General features: G+C 37.5%; 14 protein-coding genes. 1 reads left to right on the plus strand and 13 read right to left on the minus strand.

What is annotated here, in order from left to right; all coding sequences use genetic code 11:
• Nucleotides 1–176: 176 nt before the first annotated feature.
• The 3 genes from UABHE_RS29460 to bamE all read right to left on the minus strand — a co-directional run bounded on the left by UABHE_RS29460 (nucleotide 177) and on the right by bamE (nucleotide 4,336).
• A complete protein-coding gene (locus UABHE_RS29460) occupies nucleotides 177–3,113 on the minus strand; it encodes an MJ0042-type zinc finger domain-containing protein (protein ID WP_372366946.1) in 2,937 nt (978 codons plus the stop codon).
• Between the two features lie 66 nt (nucleotides 3,114–3,179).
• On the minus strand, nucleotides 3,180–3,815 hold the full coding sequence (locus UABHE_RS29465) for a hypothetical protein (protein ID WP_372366948.1): 636 nt from the start codon (nucleotides 3,813–3,815) through the stop codon (nucleotides 3,180–3,182).
• An 89-nt stretch (nucleotides 3,816–3,904) separates the two neighbouring features.
• Nucleotides 3,905–4,336 (minus strand): outer membrane protein assembly factor BamE, encoded by a 432-nt coding sequence (bamE, locus tag UABHE_RS29470; protein WP_372371693.1) that lies wholly within the window; start codon nucleotides 4,334–4,336, stop codon nucleotides 3,905–3,907.
• Nucleotides 4,337–4,454: 118 nt separating this feature from the next.
• On the opposite strand from bamE, the gene UABHE_RS29475 reads away from it, so the two are divergent.
• Entirely contained in the window at nucleotides 4,455–5,264 is an 810-nt protein-coding gene (locus UABHE_RS29475) for an alpha/beta fold hydrolase (RefSeq protein ID WP_372366949.1), read from the plus strand.
• A 160-nt stretch (nucleotides 5,265–5,424) separates the two neighbouring features.
• Here the strand turns inward: UABHE_RS29475 and UABHE_RS29480 are convergent, their stop codons facing one another.
• The 10 genes from UABHE_RS29480 to UABHE_RS29525 all read right to left on the minus strand — a co-directional run bounded on the left by UABHE_RS29480 (nucleotide 5,425) and on the right by UABHE_RS29525 (nucleotide 15,829).
• Entirely contained in the window at nucleotides 5,425–5,619 is a 195-nt protein-coding gene (locus tag UABHE_RS29480; protein ID WP_372366951.1) for a hypothetical protein, read from the minus strand.
• Nucleotides 5,620–5,740: 121 nt separating this feature from the next.
• Complete coding sequence (locus UABHE_RS29485) at nucleotides 5,741–6,082, minus strand: four helix bundle protein (protein ID WP_372366952.1); 342 nt, start codon at nucleotides 6,080–6,082, stop codon at nucleotides 5,741–5,743.
• 342 nt (nucleotides 6,083–6,424) lie between these two features.
• Nucleotides 6,425–7,552 (minus strand): sugar ABC transporter permease, encoded by a 1,128-nt coding sequence (locus tag UABHE_RS29490; RefSeq protein WP_372366953.1) that lies wholly within the window; start codon nucleotides 7,550–7,552, stop codon nucleotides 6,425–6,427.
• Nucleotides 7,552–9,060 (minus strand): sugar ABC transporter ATP-binding protein, encoded by a 1,509-nt coding sequence (locus UABHE_RS29495; RefSeq protein ID WP_372366954.1) that lies wholly within the window; start codon nucleotides 9,058–9,060, stop codon nucleotides 7,552–7,554. The genes UABHE_RS29490 and UABHE_RS29495 overlap by 1 nt, the downstream gene beginning before the upstream one ends.
• A 6-nt stretch (nucleotides 9,061–9,066) precedes the next feature.
• Nucleotides 9,067–10,104, minus strand: a complete 1,038-nt coding sequence (locus UABHE_RS29500; RefSeq protein ID WP_372366955.1) for a sugar ABC transporter substrate-binding protein — start codon at nucleotides 10,102–10,104, stop codon at nucleotides 9,067–9,069.
• A gap of 39 nt (nucleotides 10,105–10,143) precedes the next feature.
• Nucleotides 10,144–11,595 carry a PQQ-binding-like beta-propeller repeat protein gene (locus UABHE_RS29505; RefSeq protein WP_372366956.1) on the minus strand — a complete coding sequence of 484 codons (1,452 nt, stop codon included), beginning with the start codon at nucleotides 11,593–11,595 and terminating at the stop codon, nucleotides 10,144–10,146.
• Nucleotides 11,596–11,624: 29 nt separating this feature from the next.
• On the minus strand, nucleotides 11,625–12,437 hold the full coding sequence (locus UABHE_RS29510; protein WP_372366957.1) for an SDR family oxidoreductase: 813 nt from the start codon (nucleotides 12,435–12,437) through the stop codon (nucleotides 11,625–11,627).
• A 4-nt stretch (nucleotides 12,438–12,441) separates the two neighbouring features.
• A complete protein-coding gene (locus tag UABHE_RS29515; protein ID WP_372366959.1) occupies nucleotides 12,442–13,392 on the minus strand; it encodes an NAD-dependent epimerase/dehydratase family protein in 951 nt (316 codons plus the stop codon).
• Nucleotides 13,389–14,288 carry a bile acid:sodium symporter family protein gene (locus UABHE_RS29520; RefSeq protein ID WP_372366960.1) on the minus strand — a complete coding sequence of 300 codons (900 nt, stop codon included), beginning with the start codon at nucleotides 14,286–14,288 and terminating at the stop codon, nucleotides 13,389–13,391. The genes UABHE_RS29515 and UABHE_RS29520 overlap by 4 nt, the downstream gene beginning before the upstream one ends.
• 8 nt (nucleotides 14,289–14,296) lie before the next feature.
• Nucleotides 14,297–15,829, minus strand: a complete 1,533-nt coding sequence (locus tag UABHE_RS29525) for a 6-phosphofructokinase (RefSeq protein WP_372366961.1) — start codon at nucleotides 15,827–15,829, stop codon at nucleotides 14,297–14,299.
• Nucleotides 15,830–15,899: the final 70 nt, after the last annotated feature.

Below are 15,899 nucleotides of genomic sequence, written 5' to 3' on the forward strand. Positions count from 1 at the left end.
TGAGTCTGCGCTATTATTCATCCTTGATCCTCAACAATACCAAAACAGAAAGACTCCACTAGCTCGCATTGTTTGCTATGCTTTGTAAAAGACTACTTTGGTTACGGATACGATCAAGGCCACCTCACGAATTTACTACTTGATGACACTTCCTAATAACCAATTTTTTCCAAAAATTACTTCTTAAGAAAAAAGTACTCTTTACACGTCCCACACTTAAATTTCCCACCCTTGAGATTTATTCGAACCTTATATTTTGTAGAACAATGAGGGCATGAAAATCGAATTAAAGCCTTATTTTCTTTTAAACCAAAAAATCTCTGAACTTCATCATCTGTTTCTAGTTTTACTTTAGCCAATCTTCCAGCCTGTTTGTCTTTAACTAAGTTATTTCGTAAATTTTCGTATTGAAATGTAGTAGCATACCGCTTTTGTAAAAGAATGACTGCGAAATTGTTTCCTGTGTTTTGTTGTTCTTCCACAATTTCTTTCATGTCATCCATATCAATATAGTCAAAATTCATCGCATGACGTACTAAAAAAGCCGATTCTTTTATCGAAAGTGCACTTGCATTATTAATTGCTTCAGCCATTTTAGGAGAAAGAGTAGTTTGTCCTAGAGATCTTTTTTGTTGTGCCTCTTCTTTTTCTTTGGCTTGCTTTTCTTCCATCGCCATTTTTAAAGCGCCAGGATCCAACTCTATAGTTCCCATGGAAGAACTACTATCTTCTTCATGTGTTGAAAATCCAAGATCTAATAAATCACCTGGATTAGATGGTATTTCGAAATTATTAGGCATTGTCAATCCAGCAACGCTAAAATCTTGTTGTTCATTATTTGCAACTGTATTAGTGTTTGAAATATCGATGCCGCTGTTATTTCCTGGTATTGTCATTCCACCACCTGAAATATCAATGCCGCCACTGTTATTTCCTGGTATTGTCATTCCACTACCTGAAATATCAATGCCGCCGCTATCTGCTGGTATCGTCATTCCGTCACCTGAGATATCAACACCACCGCTACTTCCTGGTATCGTCATTCCACCACCTGAGATATCAACACCACCGCTACTTCCTGGTATCGTCATTCCACCACCTGAGATATCAACACCACCGCTACTTCCTGGTATTGTCATTCCACCACTTGAGATATCAACACCACCGCTACTTCCTGGTATTGTCATTCCACCACTTGAGATATCAACGCCACCGTTACTCCCTGGTATCGTCATTCCACCACCTGAAATATCGATGCCACCACTATCTCCTGGTATCGTCATTCCACTACCTGAGATATCAACGCCACCGTTACTCCCTGATATCGTCATTCCACCACCTGAAATATCGATGCCACCACTATCTCCTGGTATCGTCATTCCATCACCTGAGATATCGATGCCACCACTATCTCCTGGTATCGTCATTCCACCACCTGAAATATCGATGCCACCACTATCTCCTGGTATCGTCATTCCACCACCTGAAATATCGATGCCACCACTATCTCCTGGTATCGTCATTCCACCACCTGAGATATCAATGCCACCACTATCTCCTGGTATCGTCATTCCACCACCTGAAATATCAACACTACCACTATTTCCTGGTATCGTCATTCCACCACCTGAAATATCAACACTACCACTATTTCCTGGTATCGTCATTCCACCACCTGAAATATCAACACTACCACTATTTCCTGGTATCGTCATTCCACCACCTGAAATATCGATGCCACCACTATCTCCTGGTATCGTCATTCCACCACCTGAGATATCAATTCCACCACTATTTCCTGGTATCGTCATTCCACCACCTGAAATATCAACACCACCGCTACTTCCTGGTATCGTCATTCCACCACTTGAGATATTAACGCCACCATTATTCATCACATTGTTCTCTTTTGGTTTACCAAAGTTAGCTCCAAAATTAAGCGCTGCTTCATCCGCTAATGCTCCTACAGAATCAGGCTTTTTCTCAGGTGTTTTTGGCTTACCAAAGTTAGCTCCAAAATTAAGCGCTGCTTCATCCGCTAATGCTCCTACAGAACCAGGCTTTTTTTCAGGTGTTTTTGGCTTACCAAAGTTAGCTCCAAAATTAAGCGCTGCTTCATCCGCTAATGCTCCTACAGAACCAGGCTTTTTCTCAGGTGTTTTTGGCTTACCAAAATTAAGCACCGCTTCATCCGCTAATGCTCCTACAGAACCAGGCTTTTTCTCAGGTGTTTTTGGCTTACCAAAATTAAGCACCGCTTCATCCGCTAACGCCCCTACAGAATCAGATTTTTTTGGTTTACCAAAATTGAGTGCCGCTTCTTCTGCTAACGAACTAACAGAAGTTTTATTTGATCGTGTAGGAGAATCATCTGTTTCATAACCATCATCATAATCTTTAGGAATAGGAGGCATAGGAGTTTCAAAATTCGTCCCGATAAACATAGCACCATCATTAAACATTTCTTCAATATCTACTTTTAGTACTTTTTTACTTGGCTGAGACGGCTCTTCTTTACTCAAATCTTTAGGTACTTCTTGGGTATGCTTACTTTTTGCAGCCTGCGCTTTTGCAGCTAATTTTTTTGATTGGTCACCATCAAGATTAATAGTTCCTCCTTGATGTGCTATTATTTTACCTTCTGTCTCTGCTGTTAAACCCGTCGTTTGAACCGGGGATCTGGAATTGACCATCTTTTCAGTAACAATAAAATACTTTTGGCACTTTCCGCATTTGAATTTTGATACTTTTTTAGGTAGTTGTTTAATTTTGAACTTAGAGCTACAGTGAGTACATGCTATTAACAAACCTCCTGTACTTCGAGATGTCACACTCCCTCCTCTGCGAAGCCCTAAAAAGCTTTCAACAGCCGGACGATTTTTTATCTCTAATCCCGCTGCTTCATTTGATTCAACGCCTTGGACTAAAAAGCTGCGTTGTTCAGTTGTAATACAGCCTTTTTTTTCCAGAATAACCAGAATTCCTTGAGAAGTACCAGTATTTTCAATTTCCTTATAAAAAGCATCTAAGCAAACTTTTAAATCTCTAAGGGAAATGAATTCACTCTCTACTCCACTTTTAGCAGCAGCTATTTGTTCTACTAAATTTGCCAACGGTAATTCCTCTCTTTAAAAGCTCAAAAATTCTTCAATACAGCATAGTGTAAAAACTAAAACTATTTATTGAAAAATCGTATAACCATCCTCATAATCTTGTGGAATAGGTAACATAGGTGTATCAAATTTAGTGCCAATAAACATTGCATCTTTACTAAACATAGCTTCAATATCTACAGCAAGTATTTTTCGATTAGGTGATGAAGAAACTTGTGGCTTTGCCTCTTTAGCAGGTCTCTCTTGCTGAGCCACTGGTTTATGTCTTGAAGTTTCTGGTTTCGAAGGAGCACTAACAATAAAATATTTTTGACATTTTCCGCACTTAAATTTTGTTACTTGCTTAGGAAGTTTCTTTAACTTAAATTTCGCAGGACAATGATTACAAGAAATAATGAATAAACCATCGTCACTAACACTAACTTCACTTTTGCGTTTTCGTAATCCCAGATAAACTTCTACAGCTCGTCGATTCTTAATATCTACATTGTCGTTTGAATTTACTCTTTGAAGCAAAGATGAATGCTGTTTTGAAGTAACGCACCCTTCTCTTTCGAGAATAAACAATATACCCTCTGTTGACCCCACCATTTCCATTTCTCGATAAAAAGTAGTTAATGCTTCCTTTAATTCACTTCGTGTGATAAAATCGTAGTGTAATGCCATTTTTGCAGCACTAAATTGTTTTACTAAATCTATCATACCCACTCCTTTTTTAGAACTTCTAGTTCTTCTCAGTAACCAGGTCTCTTCAGTGAGTTCAGTTACAAAACGTGTATTGCTACACAACTCTAAAAACTTAGAATTTCTTCTACACGACATACAACTTCGTCACATATATCAATTCTAATTTCTAGAGGGCGATAATAAAATGGTATGATATAAGCAATACCTTGAGGAAAAGAACTTTCTGGTGTATATACTTCTGCTAACTGTTTCCCTTTTTCCACTAAACGATACACCCAGCGTATTTGATTTTCTTTTCGCGTTTCTACAAATGTTGGTTTCCCCAGAATTAACTCGACCTCTTTTTGCGTCATACCATTAATAACTTGACCAGTTTTTATAGCTAAGCGTTTCTTGGTATCTAAATCAGGATTTTCTTGAAGATAATTTTTCTGACTGCTTTGACAACATAGTATGCTACTCAATATAAAAACGCATGCCAAATATTGACGCAGATATCTTTGTACGTTTTTCTCTCGCATAAATGAGAAGATCATCAACAAAGTACTCCCTAATAAAGAAAACAAGAAAAATTTATTTATATTTATCGCTTTTATTATATCATATATTTTTATACGGTAAAATCTGTTTTCATAAAATTCATGGAGCAAAATAGTGCTTTCTAGTAAAAACACATCCAAAAAAGGTCTACATTACTACTTACAAGGCGAAGCTAAGCCAAAAGTTATTTTCATTCACGGACTATTTGGCAGTGGTCGTAATTGGCATGGTTATTTGCGTTATGTATACGATCAATTTTCTATACCTTGTTGTGCACCAGACTTAAGGGGACAAGGTGATAGTGTTCACTTTACAAGTGCAGGCAATATTGAAAGTCTTGTAGAAGATGTTTACCATTTCATAAGCGAACTCGACTTACCATCAAAACCAATTGTTATTGGGCATTCTCTTGGGGCAAAAATTGCGATTATGTTATCAGCTATGTACCCACAACTCCTCGAAAAAATAATGGTAATTGATACCGCTTTGCACCCCATAAATAGAGAAGTATTTATTCTTCTCGACTGGTTAAAAGGTTTGCCTACGCCAATAATCGAAAGGCGCGAAGCCAGACTGTATTTTGATGAGCAAACAGAAGATCAGCGTCTGAGAAACTTTCTACTCACCAATCTAGTAAAAAAAGATAACGGATATGGATGGCGCTTAGATTTAAAAGGATTACATGGAGTCGTGGAGAGTTTAACAACTGTAGATTTAGAACCATATTGGTCAAAAGTTCAGGTTCCTATTTGTTTAGTCCGAGGCAGTGATAGCACACATCTAGTTGCACAAGAAGCAGAAAGAATGTGCTCTTTACGCGATGTAGATTATGTCGAAATAGAAAAAGCAGAACACTGGGTACACGCAGACAACCCTGATTCTTTCAAGAAGTGTTTAGACAAATTTTTGGTAGTCCCAAAGTAATAAGCTATCCTGAATACTTTTGTTAACAGGATAGAGGTATTATAGTGTATGATATAATCTCGCAAATTGTTTCGCTTACTAATTTCAGCAAACAAATGAAAAAGAGAAAGCCATACACTTTCACCAATAGCACGTATGCAGCGATTGAAACGACTTTTACTTAGCATTTTTTGTAGCCATGTTCAGCTAAAAAATTTCGTCCTTTTTCAAAGTTGCCAGAAAAGTAGAGCATAGAAACTAATGCTGTTGTCATAATTTCTGAATTAGTCATTTTAACTTGAGGATCTTCTACAATCTTGAGTGCTTGTGTTATCTCATCACATATATAGAAAATAATTATAATTTCTTTTTCCATGACTTTCTCCTTCTTGTTTTTCCTACTTTAAGAGAAGAGTCGTTATAACAGTATAAAAAACGATGTGTGTAATTCGATTTTTGAGGTTCGTGGTCGTCGATCGATATTGCATGTGCGAAAATTAGACTATTAACTTTGAAAGCATACAAATTATTCTATAGAGTAGTTTTTTGATTTTCTCTTTTTCTTTTGAGTCTATTATTTGGGCTATCTTAGCAACATCGAATACTGCACTACATTCATTTGCTGATGCTCTTGCTATAGAGAAAAACCTTGCTTTCTCTTTTTTGCTAAATTTGGCATTGCCTTCTGCTATATTAAGAGGGACTGAAAGCGATGCTCTTTTTAGCTGATCCTTTAAATAGCTGTAACCTGATGGCATTTTCTCCATCACATTAAATGTTTCTTTTGTATATTCTAGTGATACTTGATATACATCTAATTTTTCATGATTAAAATTCATTGCATTACCCTTACTTCGTGCCATGTGCCACGACTGCGTCTCACGAGATTCGAACCGCGCACATCGAATTTGTAAGAGTAATTATACCAGACTATACGACAACGTTTATAGGTCGTAACTTGGGTTAGTGTATCCAGAAAGGTATAGACCTTTTATAAAGTAAAAGTTTAACAGATGTATATTTGTCAAAACTTTTGCAAACTACGACTAGTGTATTTTGACCAAAATTTCATGTTCATGTTTATAACTCGAAACAAATGTGTTGATTCTTCTTTTCGCGGACACCCATAAAGGGTGTCCTCTACAGTTTAAAACTTGTAACTATAGTTTAAGATAACTTTTTTAATCATTTGCCAAACGAACATCCATCCACACAGCTAAGGTTAAAACGGTACCTCTAGCAATAAATTTTATCTCAGGCGAAATAGCCAATAAAGTCATGCCATTGAGTAAACTCACCATAATAAGCGCTCCAAACAACACTCCCATAACATTACCTCTTCCTCCCTTAAGACTCGTACCACCAATAACACATGCAGCGATTGCGTCTAACTCCATCAAATTACCAATAGTTGTCGTTGATGATCCAGCGTAAGCAGTTTGCATAAAACCCGTCAAAGCAACTATCGCACCCATAGTAGCAAATGACATAATTACTAATTTTTCTACAGGTATTCCCGAAATAAAAGCCGCTTTTTCATTGCTACCTACTGCGTATAAGTATCGGCCAAATTTAGTGTGTTGCGTCAAAATATACACCAAGGTAGCCAATGTCGCAAGAATCACTATAGGCAAAGGTACACCTCTATATTCATTGCTAACCAAGACAAACAGCAATATTGCTTGGGCAGTTACAAAAACTTTCATGAATGAAACTTCAACGTTTTCTACCGTAAAACCATATTGTTTACGTTGGTTCCTACTCACTATTTTTCGATATGCCACACCCCCAATAACTAACAAACATAAAGTATAACTTACATATGCCGGTAAGTAATATGTCGTTAATAAAGAATAAAGATTAACGTTGCCTCCCTTGACTACAGGAATCGTCGAGTTCTGAATAACTAACCAAAAACTACCTTTAAAAATAAGTAAACCACCAAGAGTAATAATAAATGCTGGTATTTTTTGTTTTACAACAAGCATTCCCATAAGCCACCAAGTAATAATAGCAAGAATTAGAGAAACAAACATTGCCAAAGGAGCCGCCCAACTATATTGAAAAACAAGTACACTTGCGATTCCTCCAAAAAGACCAACACCACTACCAACAGACAAATCAATATGCCCAGGTAAAATAACTAAAAACATGCCTAAGGCTAAAATAGCAATAATCGAAAACTCAATCATAAGCATCGATAGATTTCTAGAACTGACAAAAGTAGGAGATAAAATAGTAAAAATTGCCCAAATAATAAGTAATGATATAACCATGGAAAAATCTCTTGTAGAAAGCTTATTATTCATCAATTCTCCTCCATTGCAGCTGACATGAGCTGTTCTTGTTCTAAATTTTCATTTACAAATGTACCACCTACGCGACCTTCGCAAAGCATGATAATGCGATCGCTCATTCCTAATAATTCTGGTAACTCGCTAGAAACCATGACAACAGCATAACCTTTTTCTGTAAGCTGATTTATCAATTCATATACTTCCAATTTTGCACCAACATCAATTCCTCGCGTTGGTTCATCTAAAAAAATTATTTTGGGGTCAGTCATCAGCGCTTTACCAAGTACTACTTTTTGCTGATTTCCTCCAGAAAGATTTTCAACAATTGATTCTAAATTGGGGGCTTTGACTTTCAAGGACCGAAAAAACTTATCATTTTCTACAAATTCTCGTTGTGAATCTAATAAAAATAGACCACTAAACATATCTAATGATGAAAGAGAAAGATTAAAACCAATATCTTTTTCAATAATAAGTCCATATATCTTTCTATCTTCAGAAACAAGAACAAGCCCTTTTTTAATAGACTGCGCAGGCGTATGTTTTTCAAGTGGTTCGCCTTGTACTTCAACTGTTCCGCTACTTCGTTTTCCCCAAGCACCGAAGATATGTAGTAGAAGTTCACTACGTCCCGAACCCATTAAACCACCTATTCCAAGAACTTCTCCTGCTTTTACTTCAAAACAAATATTTTTTAGTACTTCTTTTTTGCGATTGGTCACATTTAAGTTGCTGACTTTGAGCAACGTTTTCCCCAAACTAGTTTTATTACGAGGAAACAAATTGTCTATCTCTCTTCCAACCATACAGTGAATAACCTCGCCGCGACTAGTTTTATCGGCATCAAGAGTTGCAATAGATCGACCATCTCGTAAAACAGTAATACGATCCGAAACAGCAAATACCTCATCTAATTTGTGCGAAATGTAAACGCAAGAAATTCCCTCATTGCGCAATTTTTTTAGAATTACCAATAGAACCTTTACTTCTTTTTCTGTTAATGCTGAGGTAGGTTCATCGAGTATTAAAATACGTGATTTTTTTCCCAGTGCTTTGACAATTTCAACCAATTGTTGTTGCCCCACTCCAAGTTCTCCCAAACATGCAGTAGGATCAATATCTATCTGAAATTGATTTAATAGTTGCTGCGATTCACTATAAATTTTGTGCCAGTCAATTATCCCGTTACGCGTTGGCTCACGCCCAAGGAATATATTTTCAGCAACAGTCATTTCTTCAATGAGCGCCAATTCTTGATAAATCACAGTGATACCTGCTTTTTCGGCATCTTTTAGAGAAAATAATTCTAAAGACTCATCACCAAGGTATAGCTTCCCTTCATAGCTATTATTTGGGTGAATACCAGAAAGTATTTTGATTAAAGTTGATTTTCCTGCACCATTTTCTCCGCAAATAGAATGGATTTCTCCGGCGCGCAATTCAAAATCTACTCCCGCAAGAGCAACAACTCCTGGAAATTTTTTAATAATATTCTTTGCGCTAAAATTTAATGTCCCCATAGTATCCTACTCGTTGAAAATATCTTTGCGATCATGAAAACCATCTTTAATAATAGTCTGTTCCATGTTCTTTTTAGTTACAGCTTGCACATCAATAGCAATAGTTGGCACATTGATTTTACCATTATCTGTACTCTCTTGTGCAACAATCACTTTGCGCTTTGCCATATCAATAGCCAAACGCGCAGCCCTCTGCGCTAATTTTTTAAGAGGTTTATAAATAGTCATTGATTGCGTACCTTGAACAATTCGTTGGCAAGCAACAAGTTCTGCATCTTGACCAATCACCATAATTTTTCCAGCAAGCCCCTCTTCGGTAAGTGCTTGAATAGCACCTCCTGCAGTACCATCATTAGCTGCTAAAACCGCTGTAAAATTTTCTCCATGAAGAGATATAGCAGCGTTAGTTATTTTCTTGCCATTTTCTGGCTTCCAATCTTCAGCCCAATCTTCATGAATAACTTCAATCATCCCTTTTTTTATGTAAGGCTCTAAAATATTATCTTGCCCTTTTTTAAACAGAAAAGCATTGTTGTCTGTTTTTGAGCCATATATGCGAATAATTTTACCGTGATTACTCAATGAATCCAACAAAAACGTTGCCTGCATTTCTCCTACCTTGACATTGTCAAAACTAATATAAACGTCGACATCACAATCTTGAATTATGCGATCATATGCAATAACAGGTATGCCTGCTTCGTGAGCTTTTTCTACTGCCTTAGCCATCGCCTTCCCATTATGTGGAACGATCACTAGAACGTCAACTCTACGGCTTATAAGAGCCTCTATGTTTTGCATCTGTGTTGTATCATCACTATTTGCTGCTTGCACAAGAACATCTGCGCCAAGTTCTTTGGCATAAGAAACAAAGATATCGCGATCCTTTTGCCAGCGCGCTTCTTTTAAAGTATCGAGAGACAATCCAATAACAATTTGATTATCTCTATTACTAGGAGGCGTAACTTGGTTTTGAGAGATAATCAAACCAATCAATATACTTAATACAAAAGAAATTACCATTAACAGTGAACGTATGCTCATTTTTTTCTCCTTTTGTTAAGTGAGTAACACTCACCTACATTATTTTTGGCGTAAATCATAGCATAATAGGCGTGGTTTACTTTGGTCAAGTCCGCGATCATTTTGGCAAACATACAACAAACCTTGGCTCAAAGAAGGCATACTCCATGTTTCGCGCGCAGGAAAAAGATGAGTTCTATCGAGTTCTACATACTTATTAGGGTTTAAATCAAGCCAAACCAAATGCCCATATTGCCCTAGCAATAAGCAACGCCCATCTACAACAATCATAGATCCTAATGCAGGAGGAAAATGAAAAGTGCGCTTTCCACGTTTAGTAGCTATTTCTACTGGCCACTTAGGTTCATGACGCCACTTTTCTTTTCCAGACTTTAACTCGATGCATACTAGCGGAGCATTTGCAGGTCCATGCCCATCAACACCGTATAAGTAACCATTTTTATGAACTGCGGTCATAAAGTGCGTTTGTAGTGCGCGATTTTTCCAAAGGATATTGTGTTTATTTTGTGCGGTTATTTCAAGGAGAATACCTCCAGCGCCATAACACTCAGATAGGTATACTCGATTATCTATAATCAGTGGCGAAGAAGCATTCACAGAAGTATAACGTCTCGCGCGCCATGGAAATCTAAGAACAACCTTGCCATCTATTGGACGAATCATAAGAAGTCCTCCGTGAGAAGGTCTACTTTCTCCACCCGTAAACACAAACACATATTTTTCACTTCGAATATTAGCTGAAATAGGAGAAGCATAACTAGCCCCCCACTGTTTTTCACATCCCCAAACGAGCTTACCAGTTCTTTTATCAAAAGCAACTACACTTGGACCACCTTCAGCTCCAAGATTAATAATGAGTAAATCTTTTTCTAACAGCGGGGTTGCACCAACACCAAAAAAAGAAGAGCGTAGTGTAAAGTCTTTATCAAGATCTCTTTGCCAAATCATTTGTCCAGAACGAAGGTGCAAACAATGCAGTTTACCTTTTACACCAAGAGTATAAATGTATTCACCATCAACAATCGGTTGACAACGAGGGCCATTACCAAAACCATAGCGATCGCGGTAGTCTACAGGGTAAGCATATTTCCAAAAACGCTTGCCATTTTCAGAATGTAAGCACTCAACAATCTCTTGATCACGAACACGGTGGAATAGAATAACGCGCCTGTCAACTACCGCAACAGAAGCATATCCCTGTCCTTTACGAACTTCCCATATTGGTTTTAAGCTCTTAGGAAAAGACTTTAGTAAATGTGTTTCTGTTGAAATAGCATTTTGTGTAGGGCCTAAGAATTTTTTCCAATCATGAGTTCTTGCTTCAGGATTTAAGGGCTTTGGGGGATTATAAATAGTTAACTCTGTTTGTTTAATAGCCTTCCTATCAGCCGCTTTTTTTATTTCGTACACTTTGGGAATTTTGGGGTCGATTACTTCTTGAGCGTACAAAGATATGCAAAACAACATTAATATTATATACAGTAATTTCATAAAAATTTTCCATTACTCTTGATAAATTCCTAGGACTGTAATTCGTTAGCAAATTTCTTTTTCATTGCTGCAATATAAGTATTTTTAGAAAACCGACTCACTAGATAAGCCATCTTGCTTATTCGCCCAATCAAGAGAGTTTTTTTACGTTTTACCGACGCGACATAGATTTTGTTAGCAACATAGTCAGGAGACATTCTTTTTCCGGCGTGCAAGCGATTTTGTTGTGCAGGTTTGCCGTCTCCAGATAACGCGTTACTATCTATTTTTGTCGCAATAAAAGCTGGACATACCATAAGAACATCAACACCATCATCCTCAACTTCAGCACGTAAACTTTCAAAACACCCATGTAATGCATGCTTACTTGCAGAGTACATAGTACGCGAATGAAGAGGTGCAAAGCCCGCTACACTAGACAGAGCAATAACTAAACCTTTATTTTCAATAATAGAGTCAATACATGCTGAGGTCCAATACATTGCTCCAAAAAGATTAATGTTTATAACGCGGCGCATTACTTCCCCACTTGTATCACTAAACTTACTGAGATGGCTGATGCCTGCATTATTAATGATAACATCTATGCGCTGGTGTTTATCTATGACTTCTTTCGCTATTTTACGAACTTGTTCTTCATCTGTGACATCATTTGTATAACCTGATATATTTATTTTACTTTGCTGTAGTTCATTACAAAGCTCTTCTATGCCACTGCTATCAATATCTGTCGCAATAACTACTGCACCCTCTCTTCCAAAAGAGGTGCAAAGAGCCTTTCCTAAACCACCACATGCACCAGTGATCACTACGACTTTGTCTTTAAAATTTCTTTTCGCCATTTGTTTACTTTCTTAATTTTTTTTGATCAACATAATACAAAAAAGCCTCTTCAGAAGTTTTTTGTGGTTTGTAACCAAATACCTGTTTGAGGTTTTGGTTATCTAATACTGGACGATATTGTAATAACACCATCTGTTCTGGGCCATAAGGACTAACGCGCAGTGATCTACCTATTTTAAGAGCCAAATATAGCAGGCGCGGAGAAACAGACTTAACTTTCTTATTCAATATTTTTGCTATTTCATGTACAGTAAGTGCACCATCACCTGCAACATTAAATGCCCCAGTTTCAGTAGAAAAAATAGCATGAACAATACAACCGCAAACGTCTTGATCCCAAATAAACACAAAACGACTATCAGAACCTTTAATTCCAAGTACTGATTTTCTTTCAAAGAGAGCGACAAGAGCATTGCTTACATTTTGTCCAACGATCGTCCCAATGCGAAAAATCACTTGCTGAAGTTGTGGATATTCTTCGCGGTATTTAGCAAGCATTTCTTCGACAAGTCTTTTATGATGTGCATAAGGAAGATTTTCATTACCACGAACAACGTCACTTTCCTTGATCCATTCTGGATTGTCAACATAATAACCGTACGCTGCACCACTAGAAGACACAATTATTTTTTCTACATTATTCTTTACACAAGCCTTAAGGACATTTTCAGTGCCAAGCACATCTATCGAAAACTCTAATTCAGGGTTGCTTTTTTTACTGGGCATTACTGCCGCAAGATGCACAACAATATCAATATCGTTTTCTGCAAAAACTTCACTCATTTGTGGCGAGCGAACATCTAGTACATGATAAGATACACCAGGGACTTTATCTTTGGGCGCCTTAATATCAAGAGAAAAAACTCGTACTTTTTCTTTATATTTTTCTGCCAAAGTTCGTACAGTAATACTTCCCATATACCCACTTCCACCTGTAACCGCCACGTTCTTCATTGCTTTTCCTTTCGTGCCCAAAAATATGCTAAGCTTAGACCAGCTATAATATGCCATATTCCCCACCAACAAGCAATAATAGCCATCCCACCGAGTTTTTGAAAAAATGTAAAAATAATAGTGAGGCCAAGAGCTGAATTTTGAATACCCACTTCAATAGTAATAGCCTTGCGATCCTTATTTGGTACACCGAGTAATGTAGCGCCACAATAGCCGGTTGTTAAAGCTACAGCGTTATGGAGAAGAACAAGTACGAATACCCAACTAATATATTCTATAAAAGCACTCCAATTTGCAACCATTGCTAAAAGCACAAAAGTGATAAATATAACAATGGAAAAAATTTTCATTGGTTGCTTCAGTCGAGCAGAAACACGAGGATATTTTCCAGAGATAAATAATCCTAAAACAAGAGGTATACCCAAAATACATAAGATAGTAATGGCCATGTCAAGCGGAGAAATAGATATCTCTTGAAGAATTTTAGCAACCTCTGGATGGTAACTTCCCCAAAAAGCAAAGTTAAACGGCGTCATAAATATTGCAAAAAGCGTCGAGATAGCAGACATGCAAACAGATAAAGCGGTATTACCTTTCGCAAAATGCGTTAAAAAATTAGAGATATTTCCTCCAGGGCACGCAGCGACAAGCAACATCCCCATTGCCATGCTAGGAATAGGGTCGAGAGCTAATATCAGTAGAAATGTAAACGCAGGAAGTAATAGAAATTGCGCTACAAGGCCGACTCCTACTGAACGAGGAAATTTACGAATGTTATCGAAATCCGTAACCTTCATATCGAGCGCAACCCCAAACATCACAATTCCCAGAATAATATTCATCGCGAGAACAGCATTTGGGCTAAAATTCAAAACAACATGATCGATAGGCTGCATGACAACTCCTAATTTACGGTTTCATCGTTTGTAGTGATACAACCAGGATCTCCCAAACGATTTGCCAAAACTACTAATTCTTCTGACACCGAATTGTCCGTTTGTATTTCATCAAGATGAAGTGCGTATTCTTTACCAGACAAAACCGCAGGCATCAAATACGTTTTACCTTGCAAAATTAAATTAGTCAAATTTCGTGCAAGACGCTGCGCTAATGTAATATCCATATTATTAGGGGATGCACCGCGAATATCTCGCGAAAATTCTTCGCATATAACGCGTTGTTTTGTTTGCAAACCTTCCTCTAAGAGTTCTTGGTAAAAGAACTCTGCCGCACTCCCCGAAATATTATTACTTTTTCGCTGGTCTCTCTTGTATCCTTCTGCAACAACTATAACCGTGTAATCTCGATCCTTTAAAGCATCGGTAATTTTTTTAATATCATATTTAAAACCAGGAAGAACTGCCAAATGCGCTCCCGCTCCTAAACACGAATGCAAAGCATGGTGCCCCCCTCTTGCCCCCATCATTTCTATTATATAACAACGCTTATGTGTTCTTGCATCTGCCATATAACAACGAACTTTTTCTGCTCCCATTTCAACACCTGCGTGCTGGCCAATACACTCTGTGCCGTAGATATCACTATCAATCGTAGCCGGAAGAAAAAACATTTGCAAATCACGGGGAAGCAATTTAGAAAGAGCTTTCAAACCTTCGAGAGTTCCATTTCCGCCTATTCCAACAATGACACGCGTTTTATGCTGCAAAATATTTTTTGCCGCTTTTTGTTGATTTTCCAATAAACGAAAACCTTCATAGCGTTCACATCGAAAACGTGCTCCGCGCTCTTCTCTTAGAACCGGTGCATGAATAACTCCAGGAATATGTTCTAATTGTTTATATAATTTCTCATTGTAAATTAAACACCGAAGATTACTTGCACCACCACCTTCTACTAGAGATTTAAATCCTGTAGCGGCAACAAATGCACTACGTTGGTAGTGTTCTAAAAATTGCACAACAAAAGAAGTAACAGAATTATACCCTGGAGAGCATCCGCCATCTTGTATCATAAGAACATCGATTTCTTGGTACAACGCATCTTCTCCGCGAATATAAGAAGTAACAAGAGAGCCTAACTCCTTATATATTTTTACAAGCGACTGTGCAGAAATATTTTCTTCTATAAGAAGGTCTGCTGGTAAAAAGTATAAAGTAGTACTTTTTAGCGCGCGCGCTGTCGCTAAATGTGGTTGTTGTCCAAGCATTGACACTTCACCAAATATATCACCGGCATTTAATATATTAATACAACGTCCGCTTTTTTCGATTGCACATCGCCCTGTTGCAACAATATATATCGTCGCGTCAAGACCTCCTTGCGAAAAAACAACCTCTCCCTCTTCATACTCATATTTTTTAATAAAAGATATAATCGTAGACAAATCATCTTCACAAATGTCTTTAAAAATACGCGACTGTCTTAAGAAAATCTTTAATTGTGGATCATCTTGAGAAAACTCCAATTCTTGAGCCATTTTTTTTCCTAAAATATAGGGGCATGTCGACACGCCCGAGTAATCAGTTACTCCATATCAAAACCTATCA

Origin of the sequence: Candidatus Uabimicrobium helgolandensis (genome assembly GCF_041508025.1) — a bacterium.
Lineage (GTDB): Bacteria > Planctomycetota > Uabimicrobiia > Uabimicrobiales > Uabimicrobiaceae > Uabimicrobium > Uabimicrobium helgolandensis.

Bases quoted from the DNA above. Each gene is read 5' to 3' on its own strand.
- UABHE_RS29465 (WP_372366948.1), bottom strand. From the start codon at position 3,815: ATGATAGATTTAGTAAAACAATTTAGTGCTGCAAAAATGGCATTACAC.
- bamE (WP_372371693.1), bottom strand. From the start codon at position 4,336: ATGATCTTCTCATTTATGCGAGAGAAAAACGTACAAAGATATCTGCGT.
- UABHE_RS29480 (WP_372366951.1), bottom strand. From the start codon at position 5,619: ATGGAAAAAGAAATTATAATTATTTTCTATATATGTGATGAGATAACA.
- UABHE_RS29485 (WP_372366952.1), bottom strand. From the start codon at position 6,082: ATGAATTTTAATCATGAAAAATTAGATGTATATCAAGTATCACTAGAA.
- UABHE_RS29490 (WP_372366953.1), bottom strand. From the start codon at position 7,552: ATGAATAATAAGCTTTCTACAAGAGATTTTTCCATGGTTATATCATTA.
- UABHE_RS29495 (WP_372366954.1), bottom strand. From the start codon at position 9,060: ATGGGGACATTAAATTTTAGCGCAAAGAATATTATTAAAAAATTTCCA.
- UABHE_RS29500 (WP_372366955.1), bottom strand. From the start codon at position 10,104: ATGAGCATACGTTCACTGTTAATGGTAATTTCTTTTGTATTAAGTATA.
- UABHE_RS29505 (WP_372366956.1), bottom strand. From the start codon at position 11,595: ATGAAATTACTGTATATAATATTAATGTTGTTTTGCATATCTTTGTAC.
- UABHE_RS29510 (WP_372366957.1), bottom strand. From the start codon at position 12,437: ATGGCGAAAAGAAATTTTAAAGACAAAGTCGTAGTGATCACTGGTGCA.
- UABHE_RS29515 (WP_372366959.1), bottom strand. From the start codon at position 13,392: ATGAAGAACGTGGCGGTTACAGGTGGAAGTGGGTATATGGGAAGTATT.
- UABHE_RS29520 (WP_372366960.1), bottom strand. From the start codon at position 14,288: ATGCAGCCTATCGATCATGTTGTTTTGAATTTTAGCCCAAATGCTGTT.
- UABHE_RS29525 (WP_372366961.1), bottom strand. From the start codon at position 15,829: ATGGCTCAAGAATTGGAGTTTTCTCAAGATGATCCACAATTAAAGATT.